15 protein-coding genes are annotated in these 19,554 nt (G+C 37.4%); 7 read left to right on the forward strand and 8 right to left on the reverse strand.

All coding sequences use genetic code 11. The features are described from left to right. The first annotated feature begins 3 nt into the window (after positions 1-3). Positions 4-1,557 (forward strand): L-piperidine-6-carboxylate dehydrogenase, encoded by a 1,554-nt coding sequence (gene amaB, locus ACSVH7_RS02420; protein ID WP_438065099.1) that lies wholly within the window; start codon positions 4-6, stop codon positions 1,555-1,557. 260 nt (positions 1,558-1,817) lie between these two features. On the opposite strand, the gene ACSVH7_RS02425 is transcribed toward amaB, so the two are convergent. Then, positions 1,818-3,836 carry a M13 family metallopeptidase gene (locus tag ACSVH7_RS02425; RefSeq protein ID WP_438065100.1) on the reverse strand — a complete coding sequence of 673 codons (2,019 nt, stop codon included), beginning with the start codon at positions 3,834-3,836 and terminating at the stop codon, positions 1,818-1,820. A gap of 346 nt (positions 3,837-4,182) precedes the next feature. On the opposite strand from ACSVH7_RS02425, the gene ACSVH7_RS02430 reads away from it, so the two are divergent. Both ACSVH7_RS02430 and ACSVH7_RS02435 read left to right on the forward strand, forming a co-directional pair. Then, positions 4,183-4,521, forward strand: a complete 339-nt coding sequence (locus tag ACSVH7_RS02430) for a DoxX family protein (protein ID WP_438065101.1) — start codon at positions 4,183-4,185, stop codon at positions 4,519-4,521. A 6-nt stretch (positions 4,522-4,527) separates the two neighbouring features. Further along, positions 4,528-4,869: a DoxX family protein gene (locus tag ACSVH7_RS02435; RefSeq protein ID WP_438065102.1), complete on the forward strand. Its 342-nt coding sequence runs from the start codon at positions 4,528-4,530 to the stop codon at positions 4,867-4,869. 19 nt (positions 4,870-4,888) lie between these two features. Here ACSVH7_RS02435 and ACSVH7_RS02440 read toward each other — a convergent pair whose 3' ends face one another. Next, on the reverse strand, positions 4,889-6,142 hold the full coding sequence (locus ACSVH7_RS02440) for a protoporphyrinogen/coproporphyrinogen oxidase (RefSeq protein WP_438065103.1): 1,254 nt from the start codon (positions 6,140-6,142) through the stop codon (positions 4,889-4,891). A 586-nt stretch (positions 6,143-6,728) separates the two neighbouring features. Here ACSVH7_RS02440 and ACSVH7_RS02445 point away from each other — a divergent pair. The 3 genes from ACSVH7_RS02445 to ACSVH7_RS02455 all read left to right on the forward strand — a co-directional run bounded on the left by ACSVH7_RS02445 (position 6,729) and on the right by ACSVH7_RS02455 (position 8,309). Then, entirely contained in the window at positions 6,729-7,067 is a 339-nt protein-coding gene (locus tag ACSVH7_RS02445; protein WP_438065104.1) for a type II toxin-antitoxin system RelE/ParE family toxin, read from the forward strand. 2 nt (positions 7,068-7,069) lie between these two features. Further along, positions 7,070-7,369 carry a helix-turn-helix domain-containing protein gene (locus ACSVH7_RS02450; protein WP_438061838.1) on the forward strand — a complete coding sequence of 100 codons (300 nt, stop codon included), beginning with the start codon at positions 7,070-7,072 and terminating at the stop codon, positions 7,367-7,369. Positions 7,370-7,742: 373 nt separating this feature from the next. Beyond that, complete coding sequence (locus ACSVH7_RS02455) at positions 7,743-8,309, forward strand: hypothetical protein (RefSeq protein WP_438065105.1); 567 nt, start codon at positions 7,743-7,745, stop codon at positions 8,307-8,309. A gap of 223 nt (positions 8,310-8,532) precedes the next feature. On the opposite strand, the gene ACSVH7_RS02460 is transcribed toward ACSVH7_RS02455, so the two are convergent. The 4 genes from ACSVH7_RS02460 to dprA form a co-directional block, all read right to left on the reverse strand. Further along, the gene (locus ACSVH7_RS02460) at positions 8,533-10,428 is read right to left on the reverse strand and encodes a M1 family metallopeptidase (RefSeq protein WP_438065106.1); all 1,896 of its coding nucleotides are present in this window, start codon (positions 10,426-10,428) and stop codon (positions 8,533-8,535) included. Positions 10,429-10,444: 16 nt separating this feature from the next. Next, positions 10,445-12,049, reverse strand: a complete 1,605-nt coding sequence (locus ACSVH7_RS02465; RefSeq protein ID WP_438065107.1) for a S8 family peptidase — start codon at positions 12,047-12,049, stop codon at positions 10,445-10,447. 580 nt (positions 12,050-12,629) lie between these two features. Beyond that, entirely contained in the window at positions 12,630-13,487 is an 858-nt protein-coding gene (locus tag ACSVH7_RS02470) for an MBL fold metallo-hydrolase (RefSeq protein WP_438065108.1), read from the reverse strand. Positions 13,488-13,881: 394 nt separating this feature from the next. Next, entirely contained in the window at positions 13,882-14,982 is a 1,101-nt protein-coding gene (gene dprA, locus ACSVH7_RS02475) for a DNA-processing protein DprA (RefSeq protein ID WP_438065109.1), read from the reverse strand. Between the two features lie 233 nt (positions 14,983-15,215). Here dprA and ACSVH7_RS02480 point away from each other — a divergent pair, with 233 nt between their 5' ends. Beyond that, positions 15,216-16,202, forward strand: coding sequence for an SPOR domain-containing protein (locus tag ACSVH7_RS02480; protein ID WP_438065110.1), 987 nt, complete (start codon positions 15,216-15,218; stop codon positions 16,200-16,202). A 212-nt stretch (positions 16,203-16,414) separates the two neighbouring features. Here ACSVH7_RS02480 and ACSVH7_RS02485 read toward each other — a convergent pair whose 3' ends face one another. Both ACSVH7_RS02485 and ACSVH7_RS02490 read right to left on the reverse strand, forming a co-directional pair. Further along, positions 16,415-18,685 (reverse strand): helix-turn-helix domain-containing protein, encoded by a 2,271-nt coding sequence (locus ACSVH7_RS02485; RefSeq protein WP_438065111.1) that lies wholly within the window; start codon positions 18,683-18,685, stop codon positions 16,415-16,417. 125 nt (positions 18,686-18,810) lie between these two features. Further along, a complete protein-coding gene (locus tag ACSVH7_RS02490) occupies positions 18,811-19,386 on the reverse strand; it encodes an OmpH family outer membrane protein (RefSeq protein WP_438065112.1) in 576 nt (191 codons plus the stop codon). Positions 19,387-19,554 lie beyond the last annotated feature (168 nt).

Genomic DNA, 19,554 nt, shown 5'->3' on the forward strand with positions numbered 1-19,554 from the left:
ACAATGACAACAATAGCGACTCAATTCGGAATGAACGAAGCCCTAGCGCAACTAGGTATTAAAGCAGTAAATGAAGGAACTTCTACTGGAACGCAGCATTTTGCGAGCGGTTCATTATTAGAAAGTTATTCTCCAGTAGACGGACAATTAATTGCCTCAGTAACGACAAGTTCTGCTGCGGATTATGAAAAAGTGATGCAAACTGCGACAGCTGCTTTCAAAACATTTCGATTGATGCCAGCCCCACAACGTGGAGAAATTGTGCGTCAGTTCGGAGAAAAATTACGCAAAAACAAAGAAGCTTTAGGTAAATTGGTTTCTTATGAAATGGGAAAATCGTTGCAAGAAGGCTACGGCGAAGTTCAGGAAATGATTGATATTTGTGACTTTGCAGTAGGATTGTCTCGTCAGTTACACGGATTGACAATGCACTCCGAGCGTCCGGGGCACAGAATGTATGAGCAATACCATTCGCTTGGGGTAGTAGGTATTATTTCTGCTTTCAACTTTCCGGTAGCGGTTTGGGCTTGGAATACAGCTTTGGCTTGGATTTGTGGCGATGTTTGTGTTTGGAAACCTTCTGAAAAAACGCCTCTTTGCGGAGTAGCTTGTCAAAATATTATTGCGGAAGTGTTAAAAGAAAACAACCTTCCAGAAGGAATTTCTTGTTTGATTAACGGCGATTACACTATTGGTGAATTGTTGACCAAAGACACTCGTGTACCCTTAATTTCAGCTACAGGTTCTACTAGAATGGGGAAAATTGTAGCACAAACGGTTGCTGGTCGTTTAGGAAAATCGCTTTTGGAATTGGGAGGTAACAATGCGATAATTGTGACTCCTGATGCTGATATCAAAATGACGGTAATTGGAGCTGTTTTTGGCGCTGTTGGAACCGCAGGACAACGTTGTACCTCAACGCGTAGATTAATCATCCACGAAAGTATGTATGACAAAGTAAAAGACGCTATTGTGGCTGCTTATGGGCAATTGAGAATTGGAAATCCATTGGATGAAAAAAACCACGTGGGACCACTTATTGATACACAAGCCGTTGCAATGTATAACCAAGCGTTGACTAAAGTAGTAGCCGAAGGCGGTAAAATCTTAGTAGAAGGTGGCGTCCTCACAGGTGAAGGCTATGAGAGCGGTTGTTATGTAAAACCAGCTATTGCTGAAGCTCAAAACAATTTCGAAATTGTACAACACGAAACGTTTGCTCCTGTATTGTATTTGATGAAATACAGTGGCGATGTTGAAAATGCAATCGAGTTACAAAATGGTGTGGCACAAGGTTTATCCTCTGCTATTATGACCAATAATTTACGTGAAGCAGAACGTTTCTTGTCAGTAGCAGGGTCGGATTGTGGTATTGCCAATGTGAATATTGGAACTTCGGGAGCTGAAATTGGTGGTGCTTTTGGTGGAGAAAAAGAAACTGGTGGCGGAAGAGAATCAGGATCTGACGCTTGGAAAGTGTATATGCGTCGCCAAACCAATACGATTAATTATACAACCAATTTGCCTTTGGCACAAGGGATTAAATTTGATTTGTAATATCGATTTATAGAAATGATAACCCTTTCAGTTTTTCATACTGAAAGGGTTTTTTATGGCTAATTGTTTCCAAAAAAAAGACAAATGTAACTCCCTAGCCCCGATGGGAGGGAAAATCCGCCAGGGTTCGGCAAGAAAAAGATTGTAGCCGAGAGCGGGACAACTCGTATAATACCCCAAAATGCTGCTCCTAAAAGATAATATCCCACAAAAAAAGCCCAACTTACTGTTGAGCTTTTTTGCTTTTTTGATTCTTTCGATTACCAAATTTTAACACGCTTTTCTGGTGCTAAATACAAGGAATCTTTAGGTTGTACTTTAAACGCTTCGTAGAATTCAGGTATGTTACGCACCACACCATTTACTCTGAATTTAGCTGGTGAATGTGGATCCGTGGCGATTTGGTTGCGTAAAGAAGCTTCGCGAGATTTCTCTAACCAAACTTGTCCCCAACCCAAAAATACGCGTTGTACCCCTGTAAAACCATCCATCACTGGAGCTTCCTTGCCGTTTAGCGACATTTTGTACGCTTTTAAGGCAATGGTTAATCCACCCAAATCTCCAATATTTTCTCCCAAAGTAAAGGCTCCGTTGACATTCAAATCTGGAAACACTTTGAAGGTATTGTATTGTGCTACCAAAGCATTGGTTTTAGCTTTGAATGCGGCTAAATCAGCTGGCGTCCACCAGTTTTTCATCACACCATCTCCGTCGAAAGTGCTCCCTTGATCGTCAAATCCGTGACCAATTTCGTGACCGATTACTGCCCCAATTCCACCATAATTTACCGCATCATCAGCTTCTAAATTAAAGAAAGGCGCTTGCAAAATAGCCGCTGGAAATACAATCTCGTTCAGCGTTGGATTGTAATAAGCGTTTACCGTTTGTGGTGTCATTCCCCATTCGGTTCTGTCTACAGGCTTGCCTAATTTGGCAATCATTCTGTTGTATTCAAAGGCTTTTGCACGGGCACGGTTGCCATACAAATCATTCTTCACTACTTTCAAAGCAGCATAATCTTTCCATTGGTCTGGATAGCCAATTTTAATCATAAATTTATCCACTTTAGCCAAGGCTTCTTTTTTGGTTTTGGCACTCATCCAATCCAAATTTTTAATGCTTTCGGCATAGGCTTTCAACAAGTTTTTCACCAATTGAGTCATACGCTCTTTGGCTTCAGGTGTAAAATGTTTTTTTACATACACTTTCCCGATGATTTCACCCAAACCACCATTTACCGAATTCACAGCTCTTTTCCAATCCTCTTCTTGTTCTGGTGTGCCGTATAAAACTTTGTCATAGAACTCAAAATCTTCTTTATCCAAAGCGGTGGTCAAACTACTCGCGCTCTTATTGATCAATCCCCATTTCAAATAGGTTTTCCAAGTATCAATTGGTGTATTTTTGATCAAGCCGTTCAAGTTTTTAGTATAAGCCACTTGCGATAACACAAGGCTTTTTTCTTTATCCATTCCCGCTTTTTTGAGCATCGCCGCCCAATCAAAATCTGGCATCACCGTTTTCAAATCTTTGATGGCGTATTTGTTGTACAAAGCCGCGGTATTTCTTGTTTCTTCTTTGGTCATTTGGATCTTCGCGATAGCGGTTTCCAAGGCCATAATTTTGGCTGCATTTTCTGTTGGATTGGCAATACCTCCTAATTGTAGCATCTTTTCGATATGCGTCACATATTTTTTACGAATATCCGCCGTTTTGGCATCGCTTTGAAGATAATATTCGCGTTCTGGTAAGCCCAAGCCACCTTGCCAAGTCATCAATGTGTATTGTTTTGGATCCTTAAAATCCTCTGTCACTGCAATCGAAAACGGCACAGAAAGCCCTGTTCTATTGGCTTCCCCAAAATAAGTCGCCAAATCCGAATACGTTGCAATTGCATCTATGGCTTTTAATTCGGGTTGAAGTGGTGTAATCCCTTTGGCGTCTCGGTCTTTTCGATTCAAAAATGAATTGTAGAAATCGCCAATTTTTTGCTCATCTGATCCTTCAGAAAAATTCCCTTTCGAAGCTTCTTCGATAATTGCTTTTACGTCTTTTTGAGCTTGTTCGTACAGCATATAACCCGCACCATAATTGGATTTATCGGCAGGAATTTTGGTATTTTTGACCCAAGTTCCGTTAACATAAGCCGCAAAATTATCTCCCGGTTTCACTAAAGTATCCATGTTTTTTTGGAGTATTCCCGAAACCAGCTCTGGTTTTTTTTCGCAAGAAGCCAAAATCAATGTGGCCGCCAAAAGCGATAGTTTGATGTTTTTCATAAGTTGCTATTTATTGTTTTTTAAAGGTTATATGTAATGCGCATATCATCATTGGTGTTTGCGACCAATTTTCGGTCATGCCCATTTCATAATTTTTTTGGGTTAAGGCTAATCTTATTGTTTGGTAAAATAGAACCATTAGTATGCTTTTGGAAGGGTTTGTTACATTACTTAGAATATTGGAACCATTACCATTTGACAAACAAATATAATAAATCGGAACATCTAATATTAGGTATTAAATTGATTTATAAGGATATATTTCAGTATCTTAGAGGAAATTTTAATTTAAAATTCACAATTGCACTTATAAAACAATAGATTCAAACCTTAAACTTTAGTAATTATGGAAAAAATTTTGCCTTTGGTACACATAACAATTGCCGTCTCTGTGTTTTTTGTATGGGTTTTTAGATATGGAAATGTCACAAAAGAATTCAAACAATTTGGTTTATCCGATGTTACACGAAATATGGTTGGGGCTTCAAAAATGGCTTTGTCGACGCTTTTAATGGTTAGTATTTGGTATCCCTCTCTAGCCATGCCATCAGCTTTTTTAATGGGATTATTTATGGTGGCAGCACAGTTTTTTCATTTTAAAGTCAAAAACCCTTTTATCAAACATTTACCCTCCTTAATTTTACTACTTTTATGCGCATTAATTGTAGTATTTACAGCTAAGTAATCCAATATGAATGTATACAAAATATGCATTTTCCTTTCAAGTATATCTTTTTTTGGCTACGTGATTTCCTATTTCACCTCGCCTCATATGAAGGGGGAATTCAAAAGATTTGGTTTAGAAAAATTAGGATTACTAACCATTATTTTACAATGCATTGGAGCAGCTGGTTTGTTAATTGGTCTGTACTACCAACCTTTATTACTGCTCTCATCCTTAGGACTGGGCACGCTTATGCTATTAGGCCTTTTGGTTAGAATCCGTCTAAAAGACAGTCTTTGGATCAGTATTCCGGCTCTTTTTTATATGTTTTTGAATTTTTACATTTTTTGGGAAACCCTAAAAAAATAGGACTTCTTTTTCATAAATATTACTTTTTTCCGTATTCTGAAGCAATTAAATTCGCTACCAATCGACCGGATTTCATTGCGGCATTGATAGAACCGTTTAACAAATGATCCCCACAACAGTATAGATTGGGAGCCAATTTCAGTTCCGATTCCGAAACCTCATCTTGGAGTACCGGTAACTTGGGTAACGCATACGCAATGGTATAGGTTTTCAAATGCGACCAATTTTCGACTTGATTTCCAAACCAAGGGCGCAATTCTGCTTTGATGTTTTGAGACCATTCGGCATCGCTGAGATCATAAGCACCATTGCAAGACACCGAAATCAAAACCTTCCCCGCGGGAGCATAGGCTTTACTTATGTTGGTCATCACCGTGAGGTTATTCACCCATTGTTTGTTTTCAGAAGCATTCAAAATAACCACCGCTTGATCAGAAGGCGCTACCGTCGTTTGAAAATAGACATTAGTTACCGAATGATATTCCGTAGTTGCATTTTCTTTATGTTTCGAAAGCAAGGCATTGGCCTCAGTCGCCATCACAATAACATCCGAAGTGATTTCCATACCTTCACTGGTCACGATTGTTGTATCTTGAATAGCAGTGACATTGGTATGAAACATAAAAGCATCCGAAGGCAATTGATCCGCCAATTGTTTTGAAATTTCCTCCATACCCAAAGCCGGAATAGCCGCATCGCCTTCGGAAAACATTTTCATTACAAAATCAAACATTCGGTTGGGTGTCGAAAGTTCGTTTTCTAGAAAAATCCCAGAGAAAAACGGTTTGTAAAAACGATTGATCATTTTGGCACTGAAACCGTAGTCCGAAAGTTGCGCCAAGCTGGATTGTTGCTCTTGCGAAAAAATCTTCTGTATCGATTTGCCTAGCAATTTTTGCTTCAATACAAAAGTGTTAATTTTATCCTTTAGCGAACCCACAGGAGCCAAAACCGTAGAGATTACAGCCGACGGTCTTCGGAACGGATCCGCAAGGTCAAATTGACCGCCGTCATACAAAACGGTAGCGCCCGGCAAAAAAGTTTTGAGCTGCAACGCCTCATAATTCAAAAGACTTTGAGCCTCTGGATAAGAAGTAAGCAAGACTTGAAACCCACGATCGAGTCTAAATCCCTCCACCACATCCGTCTTGATGCGTCCGCCGGGTCGATCACTAGCCTCTATAATTTTTACTGAAAATCCTTGACGATGCAAATGCAAAGCTGCGGAAAGCCCCGAAATTCCTGCGCCAATAATGGTTACTTTTGGTTTCATAATTCTGAATCTATTGATGTCCTCACAAAACTACGGTTTAATTTATTCGATCACAATAGTTTCGGCGGAACAAAAAAGTCAAGTTATCATCGCCTCGAAAAGTATCCTACTGAAAAAATAAATGGGTCAACTAGACTCCAAAAATAGCAGTATTGGTCATAGCATTTGGAGCACACGAACGGTCTTTACCACACGACTCCTCCCGTGATCCGCTATATCTTTGCTGCCGAACCCCGTCAGCAAAGGATGCCGCTCCTCCCGGGGCTAGAAGAGACGAATCGTTTTCATAACGCATAGTGCAAGCTATAAACCTAGCTCCTGCAAGGTTTTCAAAACGGTGTAGGTGTTTTAGTATTTGCTTATAAACAACTAGAAAATAAACAGTTCGATTATGTTTTGTAGGAATAATTGAATATATTTGAAAACCACAAAGCTAAACCAACCTTCGCTAACAAGCCCAATTGCAGCCGTATAGGATGAATATTTATCTTACATCTATTCAAATTTGGTGCTATAATACCACTCGAAACTCCAAAAACAACTCGGAAAATTTTATTATTGTTAACTTTTAAGATAACTTTGCCAAATGAGTAGAGAAATCATTTTCTATGAAAATCACTTTATTGAATTTTACCAACAACAAGATGAAAAGGTAAAAGAGAAAATAAAATATGTTCTTGAATTAATAAAACAAGTTGAAAAAGTTCCAGAAAAGTTTCTTAAACATTTAACTGGAACAAATGGACTTTATGAAATACCAATCGAATATCAGTCCAATATTTACAGGATATTTTGCTGTTTTGATAAAGGAAAGTTGGTTGTTCTTTTTAATGGGTTTCAAAAAAAGACACAGAAAACACCAAAAAATGAATTGGAAAAAGCCTTGAGTATAATGAATGAGTATTTTCAACAGAAAAACAAATAATTATGAAAGAGTATAAAAACATTCAAACTTTTGACCAACTTATTGAAGTTGAACACGGAAAAATTGGTACGGAAAGCAGAAACGCTTACGAAGAAAAATCTCAAATGTTTATCATTAGTGAAATGCTCAAAGAAGCCAGAAGAGAAGCCAAAATCACACAAGAAGAGCTTGCTGCAAAAACAGGCACCAAGAAAAGCTATATTTCAAGAATTGAAAACGGAAAAGGAAACATTCAGCTCTCCACACTAATCAGAATCTTCGAAATTGGGCTGAATAAACGAATTGGTTTCACTTTTTTATGAAAATTACATTGGGCAGGAGTCATATACAAAGTAATCCTCATTTTGCTTAATGTAATTTTATGACATTTGGAGAAACAAAAAACACTTTATATTTTTAAAGAATGAAAACAATAAAAATAATTGTCATCCTTGGGTTAATCATCTATTGTTCTATTGGTCTCATCGATTTTTTCAAGAAAAATGAAACATTTGCTGTAGTTCTTTTAATAGTGGTTATATTTATAATATACATTTTAAAATCAAGCAGTGATTCAAAGAACTAAAAATTCAAAGTCATACACCCAAATCAAACATACAAGCCATTAAACTAATACTGCTTAAACTACCGTAGATTTCATTTTAAAATTAAAAAAAAATTAAACGCATTTTTATTATGTCTGACGAAAATAAAACTATTGAAATATTATTTTTTGAATATAAAAAAAATTGTCCAGAATTTAATGTTTTGATTAAAGCTACAAGTGCAAATGCATCCAGAAAGGATTTAATAGAAGGTCAATTACTCTTTCAACAAATAAAAGAAAGTATTTCTGGTATAACAATGAAATTATATGATATTGATCAAATGGTTTTAAATAAAACTATTTCCAGGAGGAATAAAAATATTAAAATAGAATACTATACTTCTACAGTTCCGAATAATATAAATTATTATTATGACCCTGCAGATATATTTATAGATTTGGTATTAGATAAAATTTCTAAATTTCTTGATGTAGAATTTGATCATCATAAATATACTAAAGATTCAAATAGTTATAAAAATGGCACCTTAAATACTAATATTTTTACAAAGCATAAAACAAGAGAGTGTTCTATGTTTTACGAAGATTCAATCGAAAAAAGTATTGAATGTGTTCTTGAATATTACTTTAAAATATCCTCTAGATTGATGTTGTATTTTGACATATTATCAGAAAATAAGAATGATAGAGTTTAAAATAAAATTGTTTGTAGTTAAACGAGTGCTCGGGTGAAACGGAAAGCGGGACAATTCGTGTGGTATGCAAAAAAGTGCTGCTCCTAAAAAAATAAACACAAATGACACGAATTCGTAGTCAAATGGTAGTTCCCTTAGCTACCCTGTCAGCGTTTAAAACTCTGACAGGGTTAAATAAAAAAAGTCTAGCTTTCACTAGACTTTTTAAGGTATTTCGAAAAAATTATTTCACTTCCAAAATGTTGTTGGCTGGTTTTACATCGGCTAGTAAACCACTAGGATCGATGGTGATTTTTTTGATGGCTGATTTGGGTTTGCCAATCGTCAACTCATAGGTGGGATACGCCCAAGCCCAATCTTTGGCCACCGTTCTTTTGATGGCTGGCGTAGGATTTTCTTTTTCAAAACTCATCATTCGCAACGGAATGTAGAAGCTTTCGGTAGTGCCATCGGTGTATTCTACATACAAATCGATAGGCATTGGCATACGTCCGATGCGTTCTAAAGTCACCACGGTTTTGTCTGCGGCGTCTTTGGCTTCTTTTATGGCGTAATCGATCGTGTTGGTGGTTTGGGTCCAATCAGTCAAATACCAGTCCAAATTGGCGCCAGAAATGCGTTCTGCGCTTCTTTTGATATCATTTGGCGTTGGATGTTTGAATTGAAAGTCTTGATAGTACTTTTTCAAGGTTTTCAATAGGTTGTCTTTGCCAATCAAATAACCCAATTGCGTTAAGAAAACTTCGCCTTTGCTGTATGAGGTAATGCTGTACCAACGGTTTTTGTCAAATCGATCGGCGTGTGTGCTTTGTGGCTGCTCTTCACCGGAATTAGCCATAGAAAGATAACCTTTGTAAGCATTGATAAAAGGATTGTCGACGGGTTTATCGGAAATGGCATTCAGACCATAATCTTCTAAAAACGAGGTAAAGCCTTCATCCATCCATCCGTGCTTGGATTCGTTAGACGCCAAAACGTGTTGGAACCAAGAGTGCGCCATTTCGTGACTGGTAACTCCCAATAATCCCTCGAAAGTGCCTTCGCCTAAAATCAAGGTGCACATGGCGTACTCCATTCCGCCGTCGCCACCCTGAATTACAGAATATTGCTTGTAAGGATAGTTGCCCACGGTTTCATTGTAGACTTTCATCAACTCAACAGTTTTGGGTTGCAAGGCTTTCCAATTGGCAATAATCTTTGGATTGTTTTTGTAAATGAAATGCAAATCGACATTGTTAGGTCCTTTGACCACATCATGTAAAAAATTCTTATCGGCCGCCCAAGCAAAATCATGTACATCGGGGGCATAAAAATGCCAAGTACGTGTTTTCGCTTTTTTGTTAACGGGAACAGTAACGCCCTTATCTTGATACCCAAATCCAATTTGATTTTTGTTTTGTAAATAGCCTGAACCTCCTAAAACATAGTCTTTATCGATTGTGATTTTTACATCAAAATTACCCCAAACCCCGTGAAATTCACGAGCGATATACGGATCGGCGTGCCAACCTTCAAAATCGAATTCGGCCATTTTTGGGTACCATTGCGTCATCGATAATTCGACACCTTCTTTGTTATTGCGCCCCAAACGACGCACTTGTACGGGGACTTGCCCTTCAAAATCTAAGGTGAAAATAGTAGACGCTCCGGGTAAAATTGGCTTTGCCAAAGTAACTTCAAGTATCGTTCCTACTTCTTTTGCTGTGGCTATTTTGCCGTCTTGTTTGAAATTAGTAATGTGTAAAAAACCAATTTCGTTCGGCTTCAAATTTTTGATCCGACTTTCCTTGGTTTCTACCCCATTTACTGTGGCTTTGTGCATCATACGTGCGTCAGGATCTTTGATACTTTGAATTCTCGCATCCATTTCGCTTCCGGGTTGAAACGCATTAGCATACAAATGATAGAACACTCTAGTCAAGGTCTCAGGCGAATTATTGGTATAGACCAATTCTTGTTTGCCTTGGTATTGATAGCTATTCACATCCATTGACACCTCCATTTTGTAATCAGCATGTTGTTGCCAATAGGTTGTATTCTGAGCGGAAAGCCATCCAAAACCAGATAATAAAAAAGAAACTACAACTATTTTTTTTATTCGCATAACTTTATATTTCATTAATTACTGAAAGGTTTTACCCTTGAATTTTCAATTTCGCTTTTGGGTTTTTACTCCATTGTTCTGCCATTTGAAAAGCATTGTAAGCATTAATCATTTTGGCAGAGCGAGCTACCTCTGTTGCTTTTTTCTGTTCTTTGTTCTCTCCTACTACTACATTTTCCGGTAAAGCATTTCCGGAACTCATCAAGATTTGTTTTACTTGTTTTGCAGATAATTTTGGAAAATAAGAACGAATCATTGCCGCTACTCCTGCTACATTGGGAGAAGCCATTGAAGTTCCCTGCAAATATTTGTATTTGTTATTCGGAATGGTCGCATAGATTTCATCGCCTGGAGCAAAAACATCTACGTTGAAAGCGCCATAGTTAGAAAAATTAGTGATTACCTCGGGACCGTATTTATAATTGATAGCACCCACGGTGATTACGTTAGCCGCAAATTCGGTTTTGTAATCATCGGAATCATTAGGAAAATTGCTGTTTTCTGGTAAATCGATGTTCAAACCATCATTTCCGGCGGCATGCACAAAAAGTACATCTTTTTTCTCTGCATATTTAATGGCGTCATACACCCATTGCTTGTTTGGTGAAAAACTTTTTCCGAAACTTCCGTTGATGACTTTAGCACCATTATCTGCGGCATAACGAATGGCCAAAGCAATGTCTTTGTCATATTCATCTCCGTCTGGAACGGCACGGATGGTCATAATTTCAACAGTATTGGCAATCCCGTCTCCACCTAAATTGTTATGTCGAGTTTGTGCAACAATTCCAGCAACGTGAGTTCCGTGTAGCGCCTCGTCTTTCTCTGGGCCAAAAACAATATTGTTCCCGTATTTTGTGTTTTTGATTTCATTCGGATTATCGCCAACTAGTTTACGTCCATCCAATTCTAAATTTAAATTGTAATTCAATTGATCGTACACGTACTTACGGTATTCTTCGATATCCTCAAAATACTTGGCACCAGCATTGGTCAAAATTTGAGACATGACCGCTTTGGCATTCATCAAATCGGGCGCTACCGTTTCGATGGCCTTAACTTCATCTAAAGTGTATTGTTTTTTTTGTAAATGTTTTTGGACTTCCAAATCATTTTTTAGAATAAAATCGACTTGTTGTTTGCCTTGCATGGCCTCTGCATATTTTTTATCATAAGCGGTTTTGGCTTTTTTGTAAACCAAAGAGCCATCATCCCCTTTTTTAACAATACGCGTCATTTCTAGAGTTTCGTGTAAATCGTTACCCAAGAAATTCCAACCATGAACATCATCGATAAATCCATTTTTATCATCATCAATTCCGTTGCCAGCAATTTCCTTTTTGTTGGTCCAAATTACAGACTGTAAGTCTTCGTGTTCTATATCTACACCAGAGTCAATAATGGCAACAATGACTTTAGATCCTTTTTTATTTTTGATCAACTCGGCATACATTTTATCGACACTCATGCCCGGAATACTATCGGTAGCCAAATCCAAATGGGACCAACGTTGCAACTGTTGTTCGGTTAATTTTCCTTTTTTTCCAGTAAAGGTGGTCTTGGTTTGAGCCTTTCCAGCTAAACAAAATGTCAATGCCAGCGCTAAAGCCCATTGGGTGTATTTTATTTTTCTCATGAATAGTTTGGATGTTTATTAGAGAGTCAAAATTAGCAGAAGCATTTAATAAAACACACTCTAATTAACTGTTTTTTGTGATTATTCGCAAAATGTGTACTAACGATTTGGTAACCAAGTGGACACAATTCGGATAAAATTGGGTAGGAAAAAATTCTTTCAATGGTTATTATTGATTCAGGGCATTCGCTTTTAAAAAAAGTTAGTCACCAAATTACACCAATTGACACTAATTGTCATCAAAACTGAAATTGAATGTCACGAATTCCAAGAAAGTAGAAAACTTTGACCGCAGCTAGGCGAACTTTTTTTACCACTGATTCGCTGATTTTCAAAGATTAAAAAAGAGTTAGATAGAATTCCAAATTTACAATGGCATCGCTTATGGATTTGCGAGTTTCATGATTTTGGCCTTACTCACCCGAAAAACCAAAGAAATAACGCTATTAATTTAGGGTATTGGACTATTTTCGGTCGTGAGTTAGTGCCTTGAGCAACTACCTTACTAAAATTATTACTGTTAATAAAGGCCCCGTTTTAAACCATGAAACGCGGCCTTTACTTACTTATGAAAAGTCTTTTACAACACCTCCTCACATGTAAAAACGTCTTTTAAACGAATGCCTTTTTCGGTGTGTTGTACCGTAATGATTTCGTTGTGGGCATCGTGTTCTAGGAACAAAAAGTGGTTGTGATCGGCAGCGGCGGTGAGCACTTTGTTTTTCTCTGGCATGGTGAGCAACGGGCGCGTGTCGTAGCCCATTACATAAGGCAATGGAATATGACCCGCAGTAGCAAGCAAATCGGCACAAAAAACGATGGTTTTTCCGTTGTATGAAATGTGGGGTAGCATTTGTTTCTCGGTGTGGCCGTCGGCGTAGAAAATATCAAAACCCATTTCGGTTGATGCACCAAAATCACCTTCGGGGCGCTGGATAAAATGAAGCTGACCACTTTCTTGCATGGGCAAAATATTTTCAGACAGAAAAGAGGCTTTTTCACGCGCATTAGGTTGTGTGGCCCATTGCCAATGGTTTTCGTTGGTCCAAAATTTGGCGTTTTTGAAAGCGGGTTCATAGCCCGTTTTGTCTTTATTCCACTGAATGCTTCCTCCGCAATGGTCAAAATGCAAATGGGTCATAAAAACATCGGTAATAGCATCACGATGAAAACCGTGCTTTGCCAAGGAAGCGTCTAAAGAATGACTGCCCCAAAGCGAATAATATCCAAAAAACTTTTCGGATTGTTTGTTGCCCATTCCGGTATCAATCAAAATTAAGCGATTGCCGTCTTCGATTAACAAACAACGCGCGGCAATGTCTATCAAATTATTAGCATCGGCGGGATTGGTTTTGTTCCAAATGGTTTTGGGCACCACACCAAACATAGCGCCTCCGTCGAGCTTAAAATTTCCGGTTTCTATAGCGTATAACTTCATTTTTGCTTTTTATTTCAAAAGTAGGATTTATTGTGATGATAAAAAAGACTAGTTTTTAAGTGGGCGCACGACAAATTGCATTTTACAGTCAAGAATCTGCTAAATTCCCTAAATCTGCGGGAGTAATTAGGAATGTTTCCCACAGATTTAGGGGATTTAGCAAATTCGGTAGTTTTAGAAAATGGAAAACACCACTGTTGCTTATAAAAAAAAGGTAACTATTCAGCTTGACTTACTTTCAATTGGCTCCAGCTTTAGCTGGAGTTATGGGGATTGATTGCATTGGCTTTAGCCAAATAAACGCAGCTGATTTTGGCTAAAGCCTTTAAAACTTTCAAATTTCACCCCTCCAACTAAAGTTGGAGGCAATTAATGTCCAAAAAAAAATCCTACTCTAAATGGCTTCAAACAATTTCCCTGGTAAGGGACGAATGACGCCTTTGAGTTCCATATTCAGCAGTAAACTCGAAAGTTTGAAAGTAGGTAATTGGCAATCTATTGCAATACTGTCGAGCACTTCTTTACCGGATTGTAGGAGATAATCATAAATTTTTTGCTCTTCGGGATCTAAAGAAACGAACAGCTGTTTTTGAACGGCCTTTGTGCTGGTTTTAAGGTCCCAATTGAGGTGATACACCAAATCAGCTGCGCTAGTGAGCAGTTGTGCTTTTTGAGTTTTGATTAAACTATTACATCCCTGACTGTATTTGTCAGTAATGCGCCCGGGAACGGCAAAAACATCGCGGTTATAATCGTTGGCTAGATTTGCGGTTATCAAGGAACCTCCTTTTTCGGCAGACTCAATCACTACGGTCGCTTCACTCATTCCGGCAACGATGCGGTTACGACGCACAAAATTCTCTTTGTCAGGATTAGAAGTGCTCCAAAACTCGGTCAGGAAACCGCCATTCTGCTCCATTTTGGCCATATATTTTTTGTGGGTTTTGGGATAGATTTGATTTAAACCATGGGCCAAAACGCCGATGGTTTGTAAACCGTGTTCCATTGCCAATTGATGGGCTACAATATCAACTCCGTATGCGAAACCGCTCACAATGATAGGATTTAAAGGTGCCAAATCTTCTATGAATTTTTTACAAAATTCCGTGCCGTTAGAAGTGATTTGACGAGTACCTACTATGCTGATTATTTTGCGTTGGTTATACTTGATCGCTCCCGCTGCAAAAAGTAAAAGTGGACTATCAAAACAATGTTTCAATCGTTCGGGATAGGTTTCTTCTTGAAAATAAGCCACCGAGATGCAATTATTTTGAATAAAATCCATTTCGGATTGCGCTTTTTGATAAATGTTGGCCTCTTTTAAATTTTTTACTAAAACGGCTCCTACCCCGTCAATGGCGGCCAATTGTGAAGATGTAGCTTTGAGTACAGCTTCGGCATCGCCAAAATGAGTAATTAATTTTTTGGCAACAATATCGCCTACTCCTTCCACACTTTGAAGGGCTAACAGTGAAAATAATTCGGTTTCGGTCATGCGTATACTACTGATTTTGGCTGATAATACAATGAAAAGAGCCCTAAAAAAAGTCTTTAAAACGTAAAAAAAAGCATCAAAATATGCTGTTTTTAAACCTAAAAATAAGTAAAAATTACGGGCTTACTTTTACTAACTATTTGAAATTTAAAAGTATAAAATTTAATCGAATTTGTTAATAAAAATTGTGAATAAAATTTTGATAACTATTTTGGATGGCTAACTTTGTAACTATGAAAATCGAAATATATATCGCACAGCTTTTGTATCGTTACCAATGTGTAGCGGTTCCGGGATTTGGTGCCTTTTTAACAGAAACCCAATCCGCACAATTGCAGGAAAGCACCAATTCATTTTTTCCACCAAAAAAATCCATTTCTTTTAACGCTCAGTTAAAAAATAACGACGGTTTATTAGCCAATCATGTAGCTCAAGCTGAAAAAACATCCTATGATTATGCCGTGAGTGCTATTCAATTTGAGGTTTTTAATTGGAAGAAACAATTGGAAACACAAGGGGTTCTTACTTTCAAAAATATCGGTACTTTTAGATTGAATGCTGATGCAAAAATGGTGTTCACTGCTGAAGAGAGCAATAATTACTTAACGTCTTCCTTCGGATTAAGCCCTTTTGTTTCGCCTATGGTCAAACGGGAGCGCTTTGAAAAAGCAGTAGAAGCGAAAACGTTAGTTGACGAATCTAGTACTAAACCTGTGCTTACTTTGGCTACAGAGGAAGAAGAAAATCGTGGTCACCGTTACCCATTCTTGCGCTATGCAGCTATTTTTGTTTTAGGCTTGGGAATTACCTCTAGTGTGGGCTACAGTATTTATCAAAAACAAATTGAAAATCAGACTATTTTAGTAGAAAATTCGGTTCAGAAAAAAGTGCAAAATAAAATTCAAGAAGCTACTTTTTTTATCGAAAGTCCGATACCAACAGTAACGTTGTCTGTAACGGCTACTGCTGAGAAAAAAGTCGTAGCACCACTGCGATATCATATCATGGCCGGAGCTTATCGAAGTGAAGTCAATGCGAACAAAGAATTAAATAATTTGAAAAAATTAGGCTATGAAGCCAAAAGAATTCCTGAAAACAAAAACGGGCTTTTTCCTGTAGTTTATGGAAGCTATGCTACTTTTGCAGCCGCTCAAAAAGCACAACAAGAAATCATTGAAAACCACAATCCTGATGCTTGGATTTTAATTCAAACCTTATAAAATCAAAAACCTATTCCTTATCGAATAGGTTTTTTTTTGAACATTTACTATCACTAAAATCAAGAATCGATACTCTTCAAACGAGCCCAAAAGAGAACTGCCGAAGCAATCTAAAAATCAAAAATCGTTACTCAAAAATCAGCAATCAAATTATTGATTTTTCCTTTTCTTAAAGACATTGCCTGCACGGAGGCATCAAGTGAGATAAGAATTTAACTGTTTAAAGCTGCCTTAAACATTCGTAATTCTTCCCAAGTAAACGTATCACCATATTTTTCTTTTAGGGGACTTAGCGTCTCTTCTGTATATCCAAAAAAAGCTTCAGAAAGCGCTGTTATTTTGTCGGTAGAAAGTACTTCTTCTATTTTTATCTTCTTGGCTATTATCAATTTGGTTACATGAAGCATTATAGTTTCCTTGCTAACCATTCGCAATAGCGCTATCTCGGCTATGGATTTTTTTTGCAACCATAAATCGTAAGTTTCCTCAACGGTAGTTTTCTTTGCTGCTTTTGGGGATTTATTTTTAGATTGATACCGCTCCTTTTCTTGGGAATCAGGAAGTAAATCCCCATGTTTTTCACTGTAGGCCGCTTTGACTTTTTCTATTTTTTGGGACAAATAATTTTTAATAGCGGGCGAGGTCAATTTTTCTTTTGAAATAGTATCTCCTGCTACTAAAGTACGAACCAAAAGTTGGGCTTTCATTAATTTCAAAACTGCTTTGGTTTGCTGTTCTTCAAGCAAGGAAAGTTCGTCAAAATATCCCTTGGCTTTTTTACTATGCTGAATTTCTTCTAGTTTCCACAAAAGCTTTTCGAGCAAGGCATCCATTGGTTTCCAAAAATACTCAAATGCAGCATTTACCCTTTCCAAAATATGATTCAAATCCACCGTTTCTGAAGCAAATAACTTTTGAAGTTGTACTATAAATTTTGAGGAAGGCACTAACAATAATTCAATGGCTTCCGCTTGTTGTTTGGCCCAATTTTCGTTTTTTGATTTGATAGAAGCTTCTGATAGATCACCATAACTAAAGCGATGATTACGCCATTCTTGTGCTAAATCCTTCCAATTAAAGGTGTTGCAAAGATATTCTAAAATGAAATTTTTAGTTTCAAAATGAAGCGCTGAAGCTAGATAAGTATCTGATGCTTTATTTTGGGCGTAGTCCATCACTTCTTGATCATTGGAAATGCCATTCATTCGCAACGGAGAAAGCAAAATAAGCCCTTCTAACGAACGCAAACGCGACAAAGCCACATAGGCCTGTCCCGGAAGGAAAACTTGCGAGACATCGAGCGCTGCTTTGTCAAACGTCAAGCCTTGGCTTTTATGTACCGTTATGGCCCAAGCTAATTTGATGGGGTATTGTACATAAGATCCTAACACTTCTTCCTCTATTTCTTTGGTTAAAGGATCAATTTTATATCGAATATGTTGCCATTCATATTTTTCAACCTCAATAAAGGTGTTTTCTTCAGGAAAATGTACGCGTATTTCTTTTTCTGTTAAAGAAGCGATAACACCCATTTTACCGTTGAAATACTGTTTATTGAATGACAAATCATTTTTAACAAACATGATTTGCGCCCCTACTTTGAGTTCGAGTTGCGATTCTAAAGGATATATTTTTTCAGGAAAATCGCCTGTTATTTCAGGATAATAACGGAACATTTTTCCCTGTAATTCTTGGATTGAATCCGTATTTATCGCATCAGCTTTGGCATTGTGAGTGGTAAGACAAATATAACCACTGTTGGCTTTTAGGTCAAAATCGGGTTGTACATATTCATTCAAAATGGCTACATCTTGCTTTGTTATTTCATTATTACGCAAATTGTTTAACACCGAAATAAAACGCTCATCCGTTTGCCTGTAAATATGAGATAATTCAATATATAACGGTGGATTTTGAAGCAGTACATGGGCGTGAAAAAAGAATTTCCCCCGATAATAATTACGTAATGTACGCCATTCTTCGTCTTTCACCACAGGAGGTAATTGTAGTAAATCTCCTATAAATAATATTTGAGTACCCCCAAATGGCTTGTTATTCTTGCGAACTGTTTGCATCATAAAATCCATAGCATCCAGCAAATCAGCTCTCAACATACTTACTTCATCAATAATGAGCAATTCCATATTTCGAATCACTGATTTTTTTAGTCCACTCATTTTAAAATGCCGTTGCAAAGTGGCTTTGGTTTCAAATTTAGTGGCTTCTAAAAATTGTGGTGCCGAGTGATCCGGGATAAAAGCGCCAAAAGGCAATTGAAACATGGAATGTATCGTCACCCCATTAGCATTTAGTGCTGCTATTCCCGTAGGGGCAACCACGACTGTATTTTTATGTGTCGTAGCAATAATTTCGCGCAATAAAGTAGTTTTCCCGGTACCTGCTTTACCTGTAAGGAAAACAGAGCGCTGTGTTTGGTTGATAAATTGAAGCGTGTAAGCGGCGGCTTTAGAAAGATTTTGCATAAGGCGTATAAATAAAGTACTAAAATAAAAAAAAAGAGCTTTGCGTGCTGAATTTTATAAGATAATCCAAAAAAAAAAGTCTTCACTAAATAAGGAAGACTTTTTACAATGCAATTTTTGCAGGATTATTTTTTGGTAACCACTTTTTCTGCTTTGGTACCACCGTCAGCTTTGTATTTTTCGTTAAGGGCTTTGATAATATCTTTGGTGATATCAAATTTATCCTCTGCATATAAAATGGAAGCAGCATCACCTGTTCCGTAAATATATGAGTAGCCTTTTTCTTTTCCGTACGCTTTGATGAATTTTTTAACACCACTTACTAAAGAATCCATTTCTTTGCCACTTTCCATTTGAAGTTGCTGAGATAATGCTTGTTGAGCATAACCTAATTGTTGTTCTCTTTTTTGCAATTCGGCTCCTTTTTTCTGAGCCCATTCTTGACCATTAGCTTGTGCTTGCGATTGAAAATTAGCCGCTTCTTGTTTGAAACGATTAATTTCAGCTTCTAACTGACGTCCTTTTTCCTGTGCTTGCGTTTTGTATTTCGCTTCAAGATCTTTGGCCTCGGTATATTCCTTCATTAATTCAGAAGTATCCACATAGGCTGTTTTTACTTCTTTAACTTCATTTACTGCTTCTTTTTTATCACAAGACACAAATGCTATCGCAACGGCAAGGATAAGTAATGATTTTTTCATTGGAGATAATTTTATTTTTATATGATGTAAGACAAAAATATAAAAAAATAGTTAGCATCAACAGAAAGTTTGTAAAATGCCCCACTTTTAGTTATATCGATTTTTATTATTAAAGGGTAATATCCTATAAGAATACCTGATTAAAACCGGATTCAATAGCTTTGAAAT

Origin of the sequence: Flavobacterium sp. TSSA_36 (assembly GCF_051547165.1) — a bacterium.
Lineage (GTDB): Bacteria > Bacteroidota > Bacteroidia > Flavobacteriales > Flavobacteriaceae > Flavobacterium.

Coding starts and splice junctions, on each gene's coding strand:
- amaB (WP_438065099.1), top strand. CDS start 4: ATGACAACAATAGCGACTCAATTCGGAATGAACGAAGCCCTAGCGCAA.
- ACSVH7_RS02425 (WP_438065100.1), bottom strand. CDS start 3,836: ATGAAAAACATCAAACTATCGCTTTTGGCGGCCACATTGATTTTGGCT.
- ACSVH7_RS02430 (WP_438065101.1), top strand. CDS start 4,183: ATGGAAAAAATTTTGCCTTTGGTACACATAACAATTGCCGTCTCTGTG.
- ACSVH7_RS02435 (WP_438065102.1), top strand. CDS start 4,528: ATGAATGTATACAAAATATGCATTTTCCTTTCAAGTATATCTTTTTTT.
- ACSVH7_RS02440 (WP_438065103.1), bottom strand. CDS start 6,142: ATGAAACCAAAAGTAACCATTATTGGCGCAGGAATTTCGGGGCTTTCC.
- ACSVH7_RS02445 (WP_438065104.1), top strand. CDS start 6,729: ATGAGTAGAGAAATCATTTTCTATGAAAATCACTTTATTGAATTTTAC.
- ACSVH7_RS02450 (WP_438061838.1), top strand. CDS start 7,070: ATGAAAGAGTATAAAAACATTCAAACTTTTGACCAACTTATTGAAGTT.
- ACSVH7_RS02455 (WP_438065105.1), top strand. CDS start 7,743: ATGTCTGACGAAAATAAAACTATTGAAATATTATTTTTTGAATATAAA.
- ACSVH7_RS02460 (WP_438065106.1), bottom strand. CDS start 10,428: ATGAAATATAAAGTTATGCGAATAAAAAAAATAGTTGTAGTTTCTTTT.
- ACSVH7_RS02465 (WP_438065107.1), bottom strand. CDS start 12,049: ATGAGAAAAATAAAATACACCCAATGGGCTTTAGCGCTGGCATTGACA.
- ACSVH7_RS02470 (WP_438065108.1), bottom strand. CDS start 13,487: ATGAAGTTATACGCTATAGAAACCGGAAATTTTAAGCTCGACGGAGGC.
- dprA (WP_438065109.1), bottom strand. CDS start 14,982: ATGACCGAAACCGAATTATTTTCACTGTTAGCCCTTCAAAGTGTGGAA.
- ACSVH7_RS02480 (WP_438065110.1), top strand. CDS start 15,216: ATGAAAATCGAAATATATATCGCACAGCTTTTGTATCGTTACCAATGT.
- ACSVH7_RS02485 (WP_438065111.1), bottom strand. CDS start 18,685: ATGCAAAATCTTTCTAAAGCCGCCGCTTACACGCTTCAATTTATCAAC.
- ACSVH7_RS02490 (WP_438065112.1), bottom strand. CDS start 19,386: ATGAAAAAATCATTACTTATCCTTGCCGTTGCGATAGCATTTGTGTCT.